The sequence below is a fragment of the Gemmobacter serpentinus genome (genome assembly GCF_008973825.1).
GTDB classification, from domain to species: domain Bacteria; phylum Pseudomonadota; class Alphaproteobacteria; order Rhodobacterales; family Rhodobacteraceae; genus Gemmobacter; species Gemmobacter serpentinus.
In genome coordinates, this window is sequence record NZ_WCHR01000010.1 from 25635 (window position 1) to 42698 (window position 17064).

Annotated in this window: 12 protein-coding genes; 7 read left to right on the plus strand and 5 right to left on the minus strand. The window is 64.0% G+C overall.

The genetic code is table 11. The annotated features are described in order from the left end of the window. Positions 1-75: 75 nt before the first annotated feature. The 4 genes from GBJ34_RS06495 to bcp form a co-directional block, all read right to left on the minus strand. Positions 76-555: a bactofilin family protein gene (locus GBJ34_RS06495; RefSeq protein WP_151718463.1), complete on the minus strand. Its 480-nt coding sequence runs from the start codon at positions 553-555 to the stop codon at positions 76-78. After that, entirely contained in the window at positions 545-1882 is a 1338-nt protein-coding gene (locus GBJ34_RS06500; RefSeq protein WP_151718464.1) for a DUF5930 domain-containing protein, read from the minus strand. The genes GBJ34_RS06495 and GBJ34_RS06500 overlap by 11 nt, the downstream gene beginning before the upstream one ends. A gap of 397 nt (positions 1883-2279) precedes the next feature. Beyond that, positions 2280-3110, minus strand: a complete 831-nt coding sequence (locus GBJ34_RS06505) for a ferritin-like domain-containing protein (RefSeq protein WP_151718465.1) — start codon at positions 3108-3110, stop codon at positions 2280-2282. Further along, the gene (gene bcp, locus GBJ34_RS06510) at positions 3107-3598 is read right to left on the minus strand and encodes a thioredoxin-dependent thiol peroxidase (protein WP_151718466.1); all 492 of its coding nucleotides are present in this window, start codon (positions 3596-3598) and stop codon (positions 3107-3109) included. The genes GBJ34_RS06505 and bcp overlap by 4 nt, the downstream gene beginning before the upstream one ends. A 170-nt stretch (positions 3599-3768) precedes the next feature. Between bcp and GBJ34_RS06515 the strand changes: the two genes are divergently transcribed. The 7 genes from GBJ34_RS06515 (at position 3769) to uvrA (ending at position 16114) form a co-directional block, all read left to right on the plus strand. Beyond that, entirely contained in the window at positions 3769-7161 is a 3393-nt protein-coding gene (locus tag GBJ34_RS06515) for a YhdP family protein (RefSeq protein ID WP_226341071.1), read from the plus strand. 2 nt (positions 7162-7163) lie between these two features. Further along, on the plus strand, positions 7164-8216 hold the full coding sequence (queA, locus tag GBJ34_RS06520) for a tRNA preQ1(34) S-adenosylmethionine ribosyltransferase-isomerase QueA (RefSeq protein ID WP_151718467.1): 1053 nt from the start codon (positions 7164-7166) through the stop codon (positions 8214-8216). A gap of 112 nt (positions 8217-8328) precedes the next feature. After that, positions 8329-9582 carry an MFS transporter gene (locus GBJ34_RS06525; protein WP_151718468.1) on the plus strand — a complete coding sequence of 418 codons (1254 nt, stop codon included), beginning with the start codon at positions 8329-8331 and terminating at the stop codon, positions 9580-9582. A 68-nt stretch (positions 9583-9650) separates the two neighbouring features. Continuing rightward, positions 9651-10232, plus strand: a complete 582-nt coding sequence (locus tag GBJ34_RS06530; protein WP_151718469.1) for a DUF924 family protein — start codon at positions 9651-9653, stop codon at positions 10230-10232. An 84-nt stretch (positions 10233-10316) separates the two neighbouring features. Then, on the plus strand, positions 10317-11714 hold the full coding sequence (gene lpdA / locus GBJ34_RS06535) for a dihydrolipoyl dehydrogenase (protein ID WP_151718470.1): 1398 nt from the start codon (positions 10317-10319) through the stop codon (positions 11712-11714). 232 nt (positions 11715-11946) lie between these two features. Beyond that, complete coding sequence (locus GBJ34_RS06540; protein ID WP_151718471.1) at positions 11947-13119, plus strand: MFS transporter; 1173 nt, start codon at positions 11947-11949, stop codon at positions 13117-13119. A 136-nt stretch (positions 13120-13255) separates the two neighbouring features. Next, on the plus strand, positions 13256-16114 hold the full coding sequence (uvrA, locus tag GBJ34_RS06545; protein ID WP_151718472.1) for an excinuclease ABC subunit UvrA: 2859 nt from the start codon (positions 13256-13258) through the stop codon (positions 16112-16114). 76 nt (positions 16115-16190) lie between these two features. Here uvrA and mmsB read toward each other — a convergent pair whose 3' ends face one another. After that, positions 16191-17063, minus strand: a complete 873-nt coding sequence (gene mmsB, locus GBJ34_RS06550; protein ID WP_151718473.1) for a 3-hydroxyisobutyrate dehydrogenase — start codon at positions 17061-17063, stop codon at positions 16191-16193. Between the last annotated feature and the right edge of the window lies 1 nt (position 17064).

Consider the following 17064-nt stretch of genomic DNA (forward strand, 5'->3'; position numbering starts at 1 on the left):
CCTTGTGCCATGAAAAAGGGCGCCCAAAGGGGCGCCCGCATTCTTCGCCGGGGTGACAGGCACCCAAGCCGTCTGTCACTCGGCCTTCGGGCCGGCAATCGCCTTCACGCCGTTCAGCGGATCGTCCTGACGCTGCACCGACCCTTCGAAATGCGCCCCGCTTTCGATGGCGATGGTCTTGTGGATGATGTCACCCTCGACCCGCGCGGTAGAGGTGAGGCGGACCTTTAGGCCGCGCACGCGGCCGATCACGCGGCCATTCACCACGATATCATCGGCGACGATCTCGCCGCGGATGGTGGCGGTTTCGCCAACCGTCAGCAGATGGGCGCGGATATCGCCCTCAACGGTGCCTTCGACCTGAATGTCGCCGGTGGTTTTCAGATTGCCGACAACCGTCAGATCCGAGGACAGGACCGAGGCATTGGGCTTGGCCTTGCTGGCGGAGGTGCCGAAATCCATGGCGGGTTTGGTGGCGGGCAGCTCCGGGGCTTTCGGCTTGTCAGCCTCAACCTGTTTCGGACCGGGTTCGTTGATTCTGGATTTAGAAAACATCGCTTGCTGCCTTGATAAAGGTCATCGGGTTAACCGGGCGGCCTCCGACATGAACCTCATAGTGAAGGTGGGTGCCGGTAGACCGGCCTGAATTGCCCATATCACCGATCCGGTCGCCGCGCGATACCCTTTGGCCGACGGACACGCGGATTTGCGACATATGGGCGAAAAGTGTCTCGACACCGAAGTCGTGGCGGATCTGGACCATGCGGCCAAAGCCGTTGCCCCAGCCCGCCTTCACCACCACGCCATCGGCGGTGGCGTAAAGCGGCGTGCCATAGGCGCCGGCGAAATCGAGGCCCTGATGCATCCGGGTGCCCATGCCCTTGGGGTCGCGACGGTAGCCGAAGCCAGAGGTGAAACGGTAGTTCCCCGATGGGATCGGATTGGCGAAAGGTGAGCGCACCGAGGCCAGCCGGTAAAGGTTCATCCGGTCCAGCCCCTGAAGGATCATATTGGCCCGCGCCTCGTCGGGACTGAGGACCTGCCCCTTGGTCGACACGATCGGCGTCATCGGCCCGCCTTGCCCGGAATAGCCGCGCCGCACCTGATCGAGCAGGGCATCGGGCGACATGCCGGCTGCGCGGAACATCTTGTCCAGCGGCTCCATTGACACGGTGACCGCCTCTTCGAGACGGGCAAATATCGCATCATTGCGCAGCTCCAGCTCTTCCTTGGCGCGCTGGATGCGATCAGCCTCGTCGCGGGCGCTGTCGGCCATCTTCACCATCTCGTCGCGCTCGCGCGCGGTCTGGCCAAGCGCCCCCGACATGATGGAAATGGTGGCCAGCGCATCACGGGCGCGGCCCAGTTCGGTGGTGGCCCCGGTTTGGGCGGCCAGTTCGGTCGTCGTGCGTTCCAGCGCGGCGCGCGCCTCGTCGCGTTCCAGAATGGTGCGGCGCAGCGTGTTCTGGATCACGTCGATGCCGGTCTCCAGTTCCTTGCGGCGATCTTCCGATGCCAGCAGCCGCGCCTGCATGTCGCTGACTTCGGCCAAGGCGAGGTTGAAGCGGTCTTGCGCGCGCGAAGCCTCGTCGGCGCGCAGATCGCGGTCAGTCGACAATGCGGTCAGGCGTTGTTCGAACAGCGCCTGCTGCATCCCGGCCTGATCCTCGTCGGATCCGGCGGCGATGCTGTCCATCAGGATGATCGACGAGGCGATGAAGGTCCAGGCCATCAACAGTCCGCCGGTGGCCAGAACCAGCGCCTGTGTCGCCGGGCGCAGGCGGATGAAGCGGGTGCCTTCGTCGGATTTCAGGAACAGGCGTTGTTCCGGCAGCCTTGCCTCAAGGGCGGCATTGATCCGGTAGGCAAGTCGTGTCAGCACGCGGCGGTTCCCCAGATTTCAGAAGGGGACGCCTGCGCGCCCCGGATCAAACCCCGACCCTGCCGATCTGACACCGCCCATCGAAGGACAGGTCTATCGGACAGAGGGCGCTCTGTGGCGCCGGATCGTTGGGGCACTGATTAACGGCCCGGGGGGCGGGGCTGCAATAACTTTGGCCGCCTCGGATCGGCCTTGCCGCGGCAACCGGCAGGTTTCGGCAATATGTTGCCGATCCCGCCGAAGGGGATGGCGGCATTTCCCATGCATGTTGCCATCCGCTTTTCACAGGTTCCGATCACAGGGGCCGCTTACATGGTCCGAACCCTGGGCCCGCTTTTCCCCAAGTCCGATCCCCAGACCCGATCAAGATCTCAGGGTCCGAAGCCATCGGCCTTGCTTAACCCGCAAAGGGTGGGGGTTTGATCTCATCGGCCAGAGGCCAATAGAAATCGGGCGGCAAACCGGCCTCGGCGCGCTTTTCCTCATTGAAGGGCGGCTTCAAGGCCCCATGGAAATATTGCCGCACGAGCGCATGGAACCGTTCTTTGGGGTCCAGCCCGTCGCGGCCACACAGCCAGTTGAACCACTTGGACCCATAGGCGACATGGCCGACCTCTTCGGCATAGATCACCTCCAGCGCGGCAATGGCGTGATCTTCGCCCGCCTTGCGGAAGATCTCGATCATGCCGGGCGTCACGTCCAGCCCGCGCGCCTCCAGCACCATGGGCACCACCGCCAGCCGCCCGAACAGATCGCCCGCGGTGTCGGACGCCGCCTGCCACATGCCGCGATGCGCGGGCAGGGCACCGTAATGGCTGCCCATCCGTTCGAGGCAATCGCAGATCAGGTTGAAATGATTGGATTCCTCGGCCGCAGCCTTCACCCAGTCATCATAGAAGCCCAGCGGGAAGGCGATATGGCCAAAACGCGCGATCATGTCCCAATGCAGGTCGACCGCGTTCAATTCGATATGCGCCACTGCATGAAGAAGGGCAATGCGGCCAAGCGGGCTGCCGGGGCGGCGGCGCGGCACATCGCGTGGTGCCAAAAGCTCCGGCTGCGCCGGGCGGGCAGGATGATCGGGGGGCAGCGCCGTGCCGACCGGGATCGGGGTGCCCGCCGCGCGCGCGGCAAACCATGTTTCGGCATGATGGCGCGACAATGCGCATTTCGCGCGGCCGTCAGAGGTGGCCAAAACCTCCACCGCCATCTCGGTCAGCGTGGTCATGCGCTTTTCGCGGCTGCCAGCACCTCGGCGACATGGCCCGGCACCTTCACCTTGCGCCAGACCTGCAGAACCGTGCCATCGGCCCCGATCAGGAAGGTTGCGCGTTCGATCCCCATGAACAGCTTGCCATACATGGATTTCTCACCCCAAACGCCGTAATCCTCGCAGGTCCTGCCCTGCTCATCCGACAGAAGCGCGATGCCAAGGGATTGCTTTTTCACGAAATTCTCGTGCTTCTTCACGCTGTCCTTGGAAATGCCAAGGATCGTTGTGCCTGCCGCCGCGAAATCCGCGACGGCGGCGGTGAAATCCAGCGCCTCGACCGTGCAGCCGGGCGTGTTGTCCTTGGGGTAGAAATACAGCACCACCTTGCCCCCGCACAGGTCCGACAGCGTGACGCTGCCACCACCATCGCGCGGCAGGGTGAAATCGGGGGCCATCTGGCCCGCTTGCACGGCGGTCTGATCCAAGGGCGTGGCTCCTTTCATGGGGGAAGCGCAGACGGAATCCGCCCGCATCCCCGTATCATGCCAGAGGTGTTACTCTGGCGTTACGGGGTTTTAGTTGCCTTCCCCTGCGGATAAAGGCAAGCCCGTGACGCGTGAGACGGGTGATAGGCGCAGAAGATGCGCCGGGCTATGACCCGAATGGGATTGGTATGCAGGATACGGAGCGTGACAGGCTGATGGAGACGGGGGCCGCCCATGGCGCGCCCGCTGTCGGCCATGGCGCCGGTTCTGCGCCCGATGAGATTGGCCCGCCCGATCCCGATCTGCCTGATGCGCCGCCGCGGCGGCGGATGCGCAAACGGGCGCGGTTTTCGCTCTGGCTGCTGGCGTCGCTGGTCTTGATCGCATTGGCCGGGGGCATCGGCCTGTTGGCGCTGACCGGCAAACCGCTGCGCCTTCCGGTCTGGGTGGTGGCCGAGGCCGAGGCCCGGCTGAACGAGAAGCTGCCGCTGCGCGACGCCTCGATCTCCATCGGGGCGATCGAGGTCATGGTCGATCGCGACTGGGTGCCCCGGCTGCGGCTGGAGGATGTGACGCTGACGCGCCATAACGGCCCGGCGCTGCTGCGTCTGCCAGAGGCGCGGGTGGCTTTTGACCCTGCAAGTCTGCTGCGGGGCGCGCTGCGCCCGTCATCGGTCGTGCTGTCGGGGGCCACCTTGCGGCTGCGCCGCGACCACGCAGGGCGTTTCGACCTCGATCTGGGCAATGGCGCGCCGATGCGGGATCTGGGCGGCTTTGCCGAGATGCTGGACCGGCTGGATGCGGTCTTCGCGTTGCCTGCCCTGGCCGAGCTGGATGACGTGACCGCCGAGGCGTTGTCGCTGCGGCTGGAAGATGCGCGGGCGGGCCGGGTCTGGACGGTGGGCGACGGGCGGCTAGTGCTGCTGAACCAACCCGATGAGGTGAAGGCGCAACTGACCATGACCCTGCTGAGCGAGGGCAATGCGCCCGCGCAGGCGCTGCTGTCGGTCGCAACCCGCAAGGACAGCTCTGGCGCGCGGCTGCGTGCCACGGTGGATGGGGTCGAAGCGCGCGATATCGCGGCGCAGGCCCCGGTGCTGGGCTTTCTGTCGGCGCTGGATGCCCCGATTTCGGGCCGTCTGATCACCGGGCTTGCCCCGGACGGACGGGTGATTGTGGTCGAGGGCGCGCTGAACCTTGGCGCAGGTGCCTTGCAACCCAGCCCCGCCGCGCGACCGATCGGATTTGACAGTGCCACGCTCGGCCTGACCTATGACCCCAAGCGCGAGCGGGTGCTGCTGCAAAGCTTGCAGGTTGAAAGCCGCACGCTGCGCCTGAATGCCAGCGGCCATGTCGATGCGCCGGGTGTGTCCAAGGGGCTGCCCGAGGCGTTTCTGGCGCAGATCGCGCTGGAGGAGTTGAAGGTCGATCCCGAAGGCCTGTTCACCGAACCTGTCACCTTCAAGCAGGGCGCGCTTGACCTGCGCTTGCGGCTTGATCCGTTCCGCATCGATGTGGGCCAGTTCACCTTGCTGGAGGAAGGCCGCCAGATCAGCGCCAAGGGCTGGGCCGAGGTGGGCGAGACCGGCTGGCGTCTGTCATCCGATATGGATCTGGATGCGATCCGCCATGACCGGATGCTGGCGCTTTGGCCGGTATCGGCGGTGCCCAAGACCCGGGCCTGGCTGGTGGAGAATGTCTATGAAGGGCTCTTGCAGGATGTGAGGGTCGCGCTGCGGCTGGAACAGGGGCAAGAGCCGCGCCTGTCGCTGGGCTATGATTTCAGCGATGGCGATGTGCGGTTCCTGAAAACCCTGCCGCCGATCCGCAACGGATCTGGCTATGCCACGATTGAGGGCAACAGCTATACGATGGTGCTGGACAAGGGCCAGATCACGCCCCCCAAGGGCGGGGTGATCGATATGGGCGGATCGGTCTTTTCGGTCCTCGATATCCTGCAAAAGCCCGCACAGGCCGAGATCCGCCTGAACACCAAGTCGAGCCTGACAGCGGCACTGTCGCTTCTGGATGAGAAACCCTTCAACTTCCTGACCAAAGCCGGGCGTTCGGTCGATCTCGGCACGGGCCAGGCACGGTTGCAGGCGGTGATGCGCCTGCCGCTGGTCAAGAAGGTGGAACCCAAGGATGTCAGCTTTCAGATCGATGGTCAGTTGAGCGAGGTGCGCTCTGACGTGCTGGTGCCGGGCCGGGTGCTGGAGGCCAAGGCGCTGACCCTGACCGCCACGCCACGCGGCATGGATATCAAAGGGCCGGGCGCGATGGATGGCGTGCCCTTCGAGGCGCGCTATCATCTGCCCTTTGGCAAGGGCGCGACGGGGGGCCATGTCGAAGGCACGGTGGAACTGTCTCCGCGCGCGATCAAGGCCTTCAAGATCGGGCTGCCGGAGGGATCTGTCAGTGGCAAGGGCACCGGCCGGATGCAGATCGATCTGCCAAAGGGTGCGGCCCCCCGGCTGACGCTGGAAAGCGATCTGAAGGGGCTGGCGTTGCGCCTGCCGGAGATCGGCTTTTCCAAGGCTGCAGGCACAGGGGGCAAGCTGTCGGTCTCGGCGACGCTCGGCAAGCCGGTCATGGTGGACAAGCTGAGCCTGACCGCCCCGGGGCTGGAGGCTGCGGGCCGGGTGGTGCTGAAAGCCGATGGCGGGCTGGACCGGGTCGAGCTGGACCGCGCGAAAATCGCCAGCTGGTTTGACGGCAAGGCGGTGTTGCGCGGGCGCGGGCAGGGCCGCAGCATCAGCGTCGATGCCACCGGCGGGCGGCTGGATCTGCGCAACCTTCCCGATCTGGGCAGCGGCGGCGGCGGTGCGGGCAGCGGCGGTGACACCCCGATCAAGGCGCGGCTGGACCGGGTTGTGGTGACCGACAGCATCGCGCTTTGGGGGCTGAACGGCGATTTCGCCACCCGTGGCGGCTTCAATGGCAGCTTTGCGGCCAGTCTGAACGGCACCGCGCCGATCCGTGGCACGCTGGTCCCCGCGCGCCATGGCACGGCGATCCGCGTCACCTCGCAGGATGCGGGCGGCGTGCTGGCGGCGGCGGGGATCTTTTCCAAGGCTGCAGGCGGGGTGATGGACCTGCAACTGGTGCCGCTTGGCCCCAAGGGCCATTACGCGGGCAGCGCACATGCCACCGCATTCCGGGTGCGGAATGCGCCGGTGCTGGCGGGGCTTTTGTCAGCCGTCTCGGTCGTGGGACTTCTGGAACAGCTCAGCTCCGAAGGGCTGGTGTTTTCCGAAGGCGAGGCACAGTTCCGCTTGACGCCCGCAGGCGTCGAGGTCCAGAGAGGCGCCGCCGTGGGCCTGTCGATGGGCGTTTCCATGGCGGGGACCTATGACGCGCGGAGCAAGCGGATCGATATGCAGGGCGTGATTTCGCCGATCTATATGCTGAACGGCATCGGCGCCGCGCTGACCCGGCAGGGCGAGGGGCTGTTTGGCTTCAATTACCGGCTCAGCGGCGCGTCCTCCGGGCCTGATATCTCGGTCAACCCGCTGTCGATCCTGACACCCGGGATGTTCCGCGAGATCTTCCGCCGCCCCGTTCCGCGCTTGCAGGAGTAGTGATGCAGCTTTCGGATTTCGACTTTCATCTGCCCGAGACGCTGATCGCGACCCGGCCCGCCAAGCCCCGATCCTCGGCCCGGCTGCTGGTGGCCGAGGGCGATGCGATCCGCGACCGGATCGTCACCGATCTGGTGGACGAGCTGCGCGCGGGCGATCGTTTGGTATTGAACAATACCCGCGTGATCCCGGCGCGCCTGCCCGGCCTGCGCTGGCGGGATTCAGCGCAGGGCCGTGTCAGCGCCAAAGTGGAGATCACCTTGCTGGAGCCTGAGGCGGGCGGCAGCTGGCGCGCGCTGGCAAAACCGCTGCGCAAGCTGGAACAGGGCGAGGTGATCGCCTTTTCCGATCAGCTTTCGGCGCAGGTGGTGCGGCGCGGCGACAGCGATCTGTCGCTGGCCTTCAACCTGACCGGCCCCGATTTCGATGCGGCCTTGGCCGAGGCCGGCCAGATGCCGCTGCCGCCCTATATCGCCGCCAAACGCGCGCCCGATGCGCAGGATCTGGATGATTATCAGACGGTTTTTGCCCGCCATTCCGGTGCGGTGGCCGCCCCGACCGCCAGCCTGCATTTCGACGCAGACCTTCTGGAACGTCTGCGCGCGAAAGGCGTGGAGTTCACCGAAGTGACGCTGCATGTCGGGGCCGGCACTTTCCTTCCGGTGAAGGTCGAGGATGTAACCACACACCGGATGCATGCCGAATGGGGCGAGGTGACGGCGCAGGCGGCGGGGGCGGTGAATGCCACCAAGGCGGCAGGCGGGCGGGTGATCCCGGTCGGCACCACCGCGCTGCGCCTGATCGAAAGCGCGGCCCAGGGCGGGCAGTTGCGGGAATGGCGCGGCACCACCGATATCTTCATCTATCCCGGCTTCCGCTTCCAGATCGCGGATGCGCTGATGACCAATTTCCACCTGCCGAAGTCGACGCTGCTGATGCTGGTTTCCGCCCTGATGGGGCGCGAGCGGATACTGAAGGTTTACGCCCATGCGATCCGCGACGGCTATCGCTTCTTTTCCTATGGTGATGCCTCGTTGCTGATCCCGCCGCGCTAAGGCGCGCGGGTTGGCGCAAAAGGAAGGCGCAGGGCTGCCCGCCGATGTCGCTTTTCGCGCAAGCGGTGCCATGTCAATATGTTAGTCTTCAAGGGTCAACCCGGAGCCCCCCATGATCAAGGTCATCACCACCGCCTGGCCCCTGCTTCTGGGGGTGATGCTGCTGATGGTCGGCAACGGGATGCAGGGCAGTTTGCTGGGTATCCGGGGCACCATCGAGGGCTTCAAGACCTTTGAACTTTCGGTGGTGATGTCTTCCTATTTCGCGGGGTTCCTGCTCGGGTCGCTGATCGTGCCCGACATGCTGCGCCGCGTGGGGCATGTGCGGGTCTTCTCGGCGCTTGGTTCTGTTATTTCGGCGGTGCTGGTGCTGTATCCGACCGCGCCGGACTGGATGGTCTGGTCGGGGCTGCGCATGTTGATCGGGTTCAGTTTCTGCGGAGTCTACATCACCGCCGAAAGCTGGCTGAACAACACCGCCACCAATGAAACCCGGGGCCAGGCCCTTTCGGCCTATATGATGGTGCAGATGATCGGCATCATCAGCAGTCAGGTCCTGCTGAACGTGGCAAGCCCGGCAAGTTTCACGCTGTTCGTGATTCCCTCGGTGCTGGTCAGCTTTGCCTTCATTCCGATCCTGCTGGCCAATACCCCGGCCCCGCAATTTGAGACCACGCAGCGCCTGTCCTTCCCCAAGCTGTGGCGCATTTCGCCGCTGGGCTGCATGGGGATGCTGCTGACCGGCGGGATCTTTGCCGCGATGTTCGGCATGTCGGCGGTCTGGGGGTCCAAATCCGGGCTTTCGGTGAAGGAAATCTCGATCTTTGTCGGCGCGATGTATGTCGGTGGTCTGGTGCTGCAATATCCAATCGGCTGGCTGTCGGATCGCAGCGACCGGCGCAAGCTGATCCTCTGGCTGTCGGCCGCCGCCGCCGTGGTCATGTTGATCGCCGGAACGGTGACGCTGCCGTTCTGGGCCCTGCTGGGGGTGGCGATGGTGCTGGGCGGGGTGACCAACCCGCTTTATTCGCTGCTGATTGCTTATACCAATGACTTTCTGACCAAAGACGACATGGCGGCGGCCTCCTCGGGGTTGTTGTTCCTGAACGGATTGGGCGCGATCTTCGGGCCGCTTGCCACCGGCTGGATCATGGAAACTGTGGGCTCGTACGGTTACTTCTTCTATATTGCGCTGAACTTCATCGCGCTGGCCGCCTATGCGGCCTGGCGGATGACGCGGCGCGCGGCGCCGGGTGTCACCGGCAATTTCGCGACCGTGGCCCCGACCGCCTCGGCACTCGCTGTCGGTGCGGTGATGGAAGAGGCCGATACCGGCGCGCCAGCCCGCCCGCCCGAGCAGGGCTGAACTGCGGGCGCTTGCAGCCCGGATCAAAGCCTGCCACGTTAGCGATAACTGACATGAGGAGGGCGGGGATGTCCGATCCGATCGAGGTTCTGGACTACTGGCTGGGCGCGATTGGTCCCGAGGGCTGGTATGCCGGGGGCGCGGAGATTGACGGCGAGATCCGCGCGCTTTGGGCCGATCTGTGGCAATCCGCCGCCGATGGTCATCTGGATCATTGGGCGGAAGGCACGGTCGGGTCATTGGCGTTGATCGTGATCTGCGACCAGTTCTCCCGCAATATCTGGCGCGGCGATGCGCGCGCCTTTGCCACCGATCCGCTGGCGCTGGCCACCGCGCGCCGCGCGCTGGAGGCGGGATGGGACCAGGACGCCCCGGAACCGGAGCGGCAATTTTTCTATATGCCGTTTGAACATAGCGAAGATCCCGAGGATCAGGCGCTCTGCGTGCAGCTGATGGCGGAACGTATGCCATCGGAGCCGGAGCTGCTGATCCATGCCCGCGCCCATCAGGCGGTGATCGCCCGTTTCGGGCGTTTTCCCTATCGCAATGCGGCCCTTGGCCGCGAAACCACGCCGGAGGAGACCGCGTTTCTGGAACAGGGCGGCTATGCCGCCATGGTGGCAGAGATCCGCGCTTCAGCCATGCAATAGGCGCAAGGGGCCATGCGTCCAGGTGTATTGCTTGGGTTTTTCTGATAGTTTAATGGCAAACTACTTTTCCAGAGGAGGGGAAATATGGCTGCCAAGACATTTGATGTGATCGTGATCGGGGCGGGGCCGGGTGGCTATGTGGCTGCGATCCGTGCGGCCCAGCTGGGCAAAACCGTGGCCATCGTCGAGCGCGAGCATCTGGGCGGCATCTGCCTCAACTGGGGCTGTATCCCCACCAAGGCGCTGCTGCGTTCGGCCGAAGTGTTCCACCTGATGCATCGCGCCAAGGAATTCGGCCTCAGCGCCACCGGGATCAGCTATGATCTGGATGCCGTCGTCGCGCGCTCGCGCGGGGTGGCAAAACAGCTTTCGGGTGGCATCGGCCATCTGATGAAGAAGAACAAGGTCACCGTCTTCATGGGGGCCGCAACCCTGCCCGCCAAGGGCCGTGTCTCGGTGACAACCGACAAAGGCACCGAAGACCTGACCGCGCCTGCCATCATTCTGGCCACCGGCGCCCGGGCCCGTGAATTGCCGGGGCTTGAGGCCGATGGCGATCTGGTCTGGACCTACAAGCACGCGCTGCAACCCAAGCGGATGCCGAAGAAGCTGCTGGTGATCGGCTCGGGTGCCATCGGTATCGAATTTGCCAGCTTCTTCAATACGCTGGGTGCCGATGTCACCGTTTGCGAGGTGATGGACCGCGTGCTGCCGGTGGAAGATGCCGAGATCAGCGCCTTTGCGAAGAAAGCCTTCGTGAAACAGGGGATGAAGATCCTCGAAAAGACGACCGTCAAAAAGCTGGACCGCGAGCCGGGCGTTGGCGTGACCGCGCATCTGGAAGATGCCAAGGGCACCACGACGCAGGAATTTGACACGGTGATTTCCGCCGTGGGGATCGTGGGCAATGTCGAAGGTCTGGGGCTCGAGGCGCTTGGCGTGAAGATCGACCGCACCCATGTGGTGACCGATGAATATTGCCGCACCGGCGTGGAAGGCCTGTTTGCGATTGGCGATATCGCCGGCGCACCCTGGCTGGCGCATAAGGCCAGCCATGAGGGCGTGATGGTGGCCGAACTGATCGCGGGGCTGCATCCCCATGCCATCAAGCCGAACTCGATTGCCGGTTGCACCTATTGCCATCCGCAGGTTGCAAGCGTCGGCCTGACCGAAGCGAAGGCAAAAGAGGCGGGCTTTGAGATCAAGGTCGGCCGCTTCCCGTTCATCGGCAATGGCAAGGCGATTGCCTTGGGTGAGGCCGAGGGCATGATCAAGACTGTCTTCGACGCCAAGACCGGCGAGTTGCTGGGGGCCCATATGGTCGGTGCCGAAGTGACCGAACTGATCCAGGGCTATGTCGTGGGGCGCAGCCTCGAGACCACCGAGGAAGACTTGATGAACACCGTCTTCCCGCATCCGACGCTGAGCGAGATGATGCATGAATCGGTGCTCGACGCTTATGGGCGCGCGCTGCATATCTGACGATCCTTCTGCGAAGGATCCTGTAGGGGGCGCTCGCGCCCCCTCGCGGCTGTCGCCGCTCACCCCCTGAGGATATTTATGAACAGCTGAAGATGGGCCGTCTTGTTAATCATCTGTTCTAAAATATCCTCGGGGGTGAATTGAGCCATAGGCTCAAGAGGGGCGCGAGCGCCCCTTTCTTCAGGTCGCGATCCGTCTGGAAACCCGTGACAAGCCGGGCTAGGGTCCGCGCATGAAAACCACGTCTCCATTATGGGTTGTGCTGGCGCTTTGGGGCGCGGGCCTTGGCGCTGCGGCGCAGTTCGGCAAGATGTCGATCATCTATGACCTGCTTGATGCAAGCTATCCCCTGGCAGGCCCGCTTGCGCTTGGGCTGCTGGTCTCCATCGCCGGTTTCCCCGGATTGATCCTGGGCACCACGGCGGGGATTTTCGTGCAGGGCCTGGGATGGCGGCGGGTGCTTGTGGTGGCGCTTGCGGCGGCTTCGGGCTTGTCGCTGGTGCAGGCCCTGATGCCGCCGCTGCCGGTGATGCTGGCCTTGCGGGTGCTGGAGGGGTTAAGCCATCTGGCGATCGTGGTGGCGGCTCCGGTGCTGATTGCGCAGGTTGCACCCGTGGCGCGGCAGGGACTGGCCATGACCTTGTGGTCCAGCTTCTTCGGGGTGACCTATACGCTGCTGGCGCTGCTGGGGCGGCCTTTGGTTGATCTTGCCGGGCCTTCGGCCTTGCTGGTGGCCCATGCGATTTGGATGCTGGGGTTTGCGGGGCTGCTTTGGCGCATCCTGCCCGGGGATCCGCCTGCGCATCTGGCGCGGCTTGGCCTTGGCGGGCTGCTGCGCGATCATGCGGTGATCTATGCCTCGCCGCGTATCGCCGCCCCGGCCTGTGGCTTTGTCTGCTACACGATCACCTATGTCGCCTTGCTGACGCTGTTGCCGGGGCTTTCCGGCACGCGGCTGCAGCCGCTGCTGGCCACACTTCTGCCGCTGGTCTCCATTGCCGTTTCGCTGGGCCTTGGGGTCTGGCTTTTGGGGCGTGTCGGGGCGGTGCGGGCGGTGATGATCGGCTTTGCGATGGCGCTGCTGGGCGGGATCGCGCTTGCTCTGGTCTGGGGGCAGGTCTTGCCGCAGCTGATTGCCAGCCTGTGGATCGGCGGGGCGCTTGGTCTGGTGCAGGGGGCGAGCTTTGCGGCGATCCCCGCCCTGAACCAGAGTGCTGCCGATCGCGCCCGGGCGGCGGGGGCCATTGCCCAGCTTGGCAATCTGGGTACCACGCTGGGCACGCCGCTTCTTTCGGCGCTGGTGGCGGCGAAAGGCGTATTGGCGCTGCCGGTCTTTGTTGGCGGATTTGCCGCCCTCGGGATCGTTTTGCATCTGTGGCAGGCCCGGCGCCGCGCCCGCACTTGAGCCCGATCAGGGCGGAAGCCGTCACTTTGCCGGCATATCGCAGAAAAACGCCTCGTGTTCATTCATTGTTCACGTTTTTCAGTTGGAGACTCGGCCGGGATGCCCTAGATCTGTGCCGTCGCGTAGCGAGGGTATCATGGCGGAACAGAAGTTCATCGAGGTGCGCGGCGCGCGCGAGCACAATCTGAAAAACGTGGATCTGGATATTCCGCGCGATCAGTTCGTGGTGATCACCGGCCTGTCGGGTTCGGGGAAATCCAGCCTTGCGTTCGATACGATCTATGCCGAAGGCCAGCGGCGCTATGTCGAAAGCCTGAGCGCCTATGCGCGGCAATTCCTTGATATGGCAGGCAAACCCGATGTGGACCATATCAGCGGCCTGTCGCCCGCCATTTCCATCGAGCAAAAGACCACCTCGAAGAACCCGCGCTCCACGGTCGGCACGGTGACCGAGATTTACGACTATCTCCGCCTGCTGTTTGCCCGGGTCGGCACGCCCTATAGCCCCGCGACTGGCTTGCCGATCGAGGCGATGCAGGTGCAGGACATGGTCGATGCCGTGCTGGCGATGGAGGAAGGCACGCGCGCCTATCTGCTGGCGCCCATCGTGCGCGACCGCAAGGGCGAGTATCGCAAGGAATTTCTGGAGCTGCGCAAGCAGGGTTTTCAGCGTGTGAAGGTCGATGGCCAGTTCTATGACCTGGACGAGCCGCCCAGCCTGGACAAGAAGTTCCGCCATGACATTGACGTGGTGGTGGACCGCATCGTGGTGCGTGGCGATATCGCGACGCGGCTGGCCGACAGTTTCCGCACCGCGCTGGATCTGGCCGATGGCATCGTGGTGCTGGAAACCGCGCCCGCCGAGGGCGAGCCGGAGCGCAAGACCTTTTCCGAGAATTTCGCCTGTCCGGTTTCGGGCTTTACCATCCCTGAGATCGAGCCGCGGCTGTTTTCCTTCAACGCGCCGCTTGGGGCCTGCCCGGCCTGTGACGGGCTGGGGGTGGAGCTATTTTTTGACGAGCGTCTGGTGGTGCCGGACCAGAACCTGACGCTGGCAGGCGGTGCCATCGCGCCCTGGTCGAAATCGAAGAGCCCCTATTTCCTGCAGACCATCGATGCCATCGCCAAGCATTACGATTTTGACAAGAAGAAGAAATGGAAGGATCTGCCCGAGAAGGTGCGCGAGGTCTTCCTGCGCGGCTCGGGCGGTGAGGAGATCCAGTTCCGTTATGATGAGGGGGGCCGGGTCTATCAGGTCAGCCGGGTGTTCGAGGGGGTGATCCCCAATATGGAACGCCGCTACCGCGAGACCGACAGTGCCTGGTCGCGCGAGGAGATGGAACGGTATCAGAACAACCGGCCTTGCCATGTCTGCAATGGCTATCGTCTGAAGCCAGAGGCCCTGGCGGTGAAAATCGCCGGGCTGCATGTGGGTCAGGTGGTGAAAATGTCGATCCGTGAGGCCCATGCCTGGATCGATACCGTGCCTGCCTCCCTGACCAACCAGAAGAACGAAATTGCCCGCGCGATCCTCAAGGAAATCCGCGAACGCCTTGGTTTCCTTGTCAATGTCGGGCTGGATTATCTGACGCTGTCGCGCAATGCGGGCACCCTGTCGGGCGGCGAAAGCCAGCGGATCCGCCTGGCCAGCCAGATCGGATCGGGTCTGACCGGCGTCCTTTATGTGTTGGATGAGCCAAGCATTGGCTTGCACCAGCGCGACAACGACAGATTGTTGGGCACCCTCAAGGGTTTGCGCGATCAGGGTAACACCGTTCTGGTGGTGGAGCATGATGAGGATGCGATCCGCGAGGCGGATTATGTCTTTGACATCGGGCCCGGCGCCGGGGTGCATGGCGGGCAGATCGTGGCGCGCGGCACACCGGCCGAGATTGCCGCCGATCCGGCCAGCATGACCGGGCAGTATCTTTCGGGCGCGCGGGAAATTGCGGTGCCGAAGGTGCGGCGCTCCGGGAACGGGAAAAAGCTAACTGTTGTAAAGGCTTCGGGGAACAACCTAAAGGATGTGACGGCCGAGTTTCCGCTGGGCAAATTCGTTTGCGTGACCGGGGTTTCGGGGGGCGGCAAATCCACGCTGACCATTGAGACGCTGTTCAAGACGGCGGCCAGCCGGTTGAATGGTGCGCATGAGACGCCCGCGCCCTGCGAGACGATCAAGGGGTTTGAGCATCTCGACAAGGTCATCGATATTGACCAAAGACCAATTGGGCGCACTCCGCGTTCAAATCCAGCTACTTACACCGGGGCCTTCACACCGATCCGCGACTGGTTTGCCGGTCTGCCGGAGGCCAAGGCGCGCGGCTATCAGCCCGGGCGCTTCAGTTTCAACGTGAAGGGCGGTCGGTGTGAGGCCTGTCAGGGTGATGGGGTCATCAAGATCGAGATGCATTTTCTGCCCGATGTCTATGTGACTTGCGAGACCTGCAAGGGGCAGCGCTACAATCGCGAGACTTTAGAAATCAAGTTCAAGAACAAAAGCATCGCTGACGTTCTTGATATGACATGTGAGGATGGGCGCGAGTTCTTCCAGGCCGTGCCCGCCATCCGTGACAAGATGGAGGCACTGTGTCAGGTCGGCCTTGGCTATGTGAAGGTTGGCCAGCAGGCTACCACGCTGTCGGGCGGTGAGGCGCAGCGCGTGAAGCTGTCGAAGGAACTGTCGCGCCGGGCGACGGGCCGAACGCTTTACATTCTGGATGAGCCGACCACCGGCCTGCATTTCGAAGATGTGCGCAAGCTGTTGGAAGTGCTGCATGAATTGGTCGATCAGGGCAATACGGTTGTGGTGATCGAACACAATCTGGATGTGATCAAGACCGCCGACTGGATCATCGATATCGGCCCTGAAGGGGGGGATGGCGGTGGCACGATCGTGGCGACCGGCACGCCCGAGGATGTGGCCAAGGTTGAAGCCAGTCATACCGGACGCTATCTGGCACCGATGCTGAAGGCCCATCGGGCGGCGGCGAAGTAGACAGCAGCGGCGAAATGGGAAACGGTGCCCAATGGGCACCGTTTTTATTGTCTTTCAATGGTCTGCACGGTGAAGCTCAGGCGCGGTTACGCGCTGAGAACCGTGGCAGCATGGCCGAGAAATCCATGCCGCGCCCGTCTTCATCCTCGACAAAGCGGCGATACAGCTCTGCTGCAAGCTGGCCCATCGGCGTATCGGCATCGGCAGAGGCGGCGGCCTGCTGGCTGAGATTCAGGTCCTTCAGCATCAGCTCCGACGCAAAGCCGGGCTTATAGCCATTATCGGCGGGTGAGGCCGGCCCGACACCGGGTGCGGGGCAATAGGCGTTCATCGTCCAGCTATAGCCCGAGGAGGTGGAGACCACGTCGAACATCTTTTGCCGGTCCAGACCCAGCTTGTCGGCCAATGCGAATGCCTCGCAGGTTGCAATCATGGTGACGCCGAGGATCATGTTGTTGCAGATCTTCGCGGCCTGACCGGCCCCGGCTGCGCCGCAATGCACGGCCTTCTGGCCCATGATCTCGAACAGGGGGGCGACGGTGGCAAAGGCTGCGTCCGTGCCGCCGACCATGAAGGTCAGCGTGCCTGCCGACGCCCCGCCGATGCCACCCGATACCGGGGCATCCAGCGCATTGAGGCCCGCAGCCTGCGCCTGATCCGCCACCGCCCGCGCGCTGTCGACATCGACGGTGGAACAGTCGCAGAGCACCGCTCCGGTCTGCATCGCGGGGATCACTTCGGCTGCAACGCTGCGCAGGATCGCGCCATTGGGCAACATGGTGAGGACGACATCGGCGCCGGCGACAGCTTCTGCCGCCGTGGCTGCGCGGGTCACGCCTTCCGGCATCGGTGCGGTCAGGTCAAAGCCCGCAACGCTGTGACCCGCCCGCGCCAGATTGGCTGCCATGGGCCCGCCCATATTGCCGAGGCCAATGAATCCGATCTGCATG

Excerpts from the sequence above, each read along its gene's own strand:
- GBJ34_RS06525 (WP_151718468.1), top strand. The coding sequence starts at position 8,329 with ATGATCAAGGTCATCACCACCGCCTGGCCCCTGCTTCTGGGGGTGATG.
- GBJ34_RS06540 (WP_151718471.1), top strand. The coding sequence starts at position 11,947 with ATGAAAACCACGTCTCCATTATGGGTTGTGCTGGCGCTTTGGGGCGCG.
- GBJ34_RS06505 (WP_151718465.1), bottom strand. The coding sequence starts at position 3,110 with ATGACCACGCTGACCGAGATGGCGGTGGAGGTTTTGGCCACCTCTGAC.
- queA (WP_151718467.1), top strand. The coding sequence starts at position 7,164 with ATGCAGCTTTCGGATTTCGACTTTCATCTGCCCGAGACGCTGATCGCG.
- GBJ34_RS06515 (WP_226341071.1), top strand. The coding sequence starts at position 3,769 with ATGCAGGATACGGAGCGTGACAGGCTGATGGAGACGGGGGCCGCCCAT.
- GBJ34_RS06530 (WP_151718469.1), top strand. The coding sequence starts at position 9,651 with ATGTCCGATCCGATCGAGGTTCTGGACTACTGGCTGGGCGCGATTGGT.
- lpdA (WP_151718470.1), top strand. The coding sequence starts at position 10,317 with ATGGCTGCCAAGACATTTGATGTGATCGTGATCGGGGCGGGGCCGGGT.
- mmsB (WP_151718473.1), bottom strand. The coding sequence starts at position 17,063 with ATGCAGATCGGATTCATTGGCCTCGGCAATATGGGCGGGCCCATGGCA.
- uvrA (WP_151718472.1), top strand. The coding sequence starts at position 13,256 with ATGGCGGAACAGAAGTTCATCGAGGTGCGCGGCGCGCGCGAGCACAAT.
- GBJ34_RS06495 (WP_151718463.1), bottom strand. The coding sequence starts at position 555 with ATGTTTTCTAAATCCAGAATCAACGAACCCGGTCCGAAACAGGTTGAG.
- bcp (WP_151718466.1), bottom strand. The coding sequence starts at position 3,598 with ATGAAAGGAGCCACGCCCTTGGATCAGACCGCCGTGCAAGCGGGCCAG.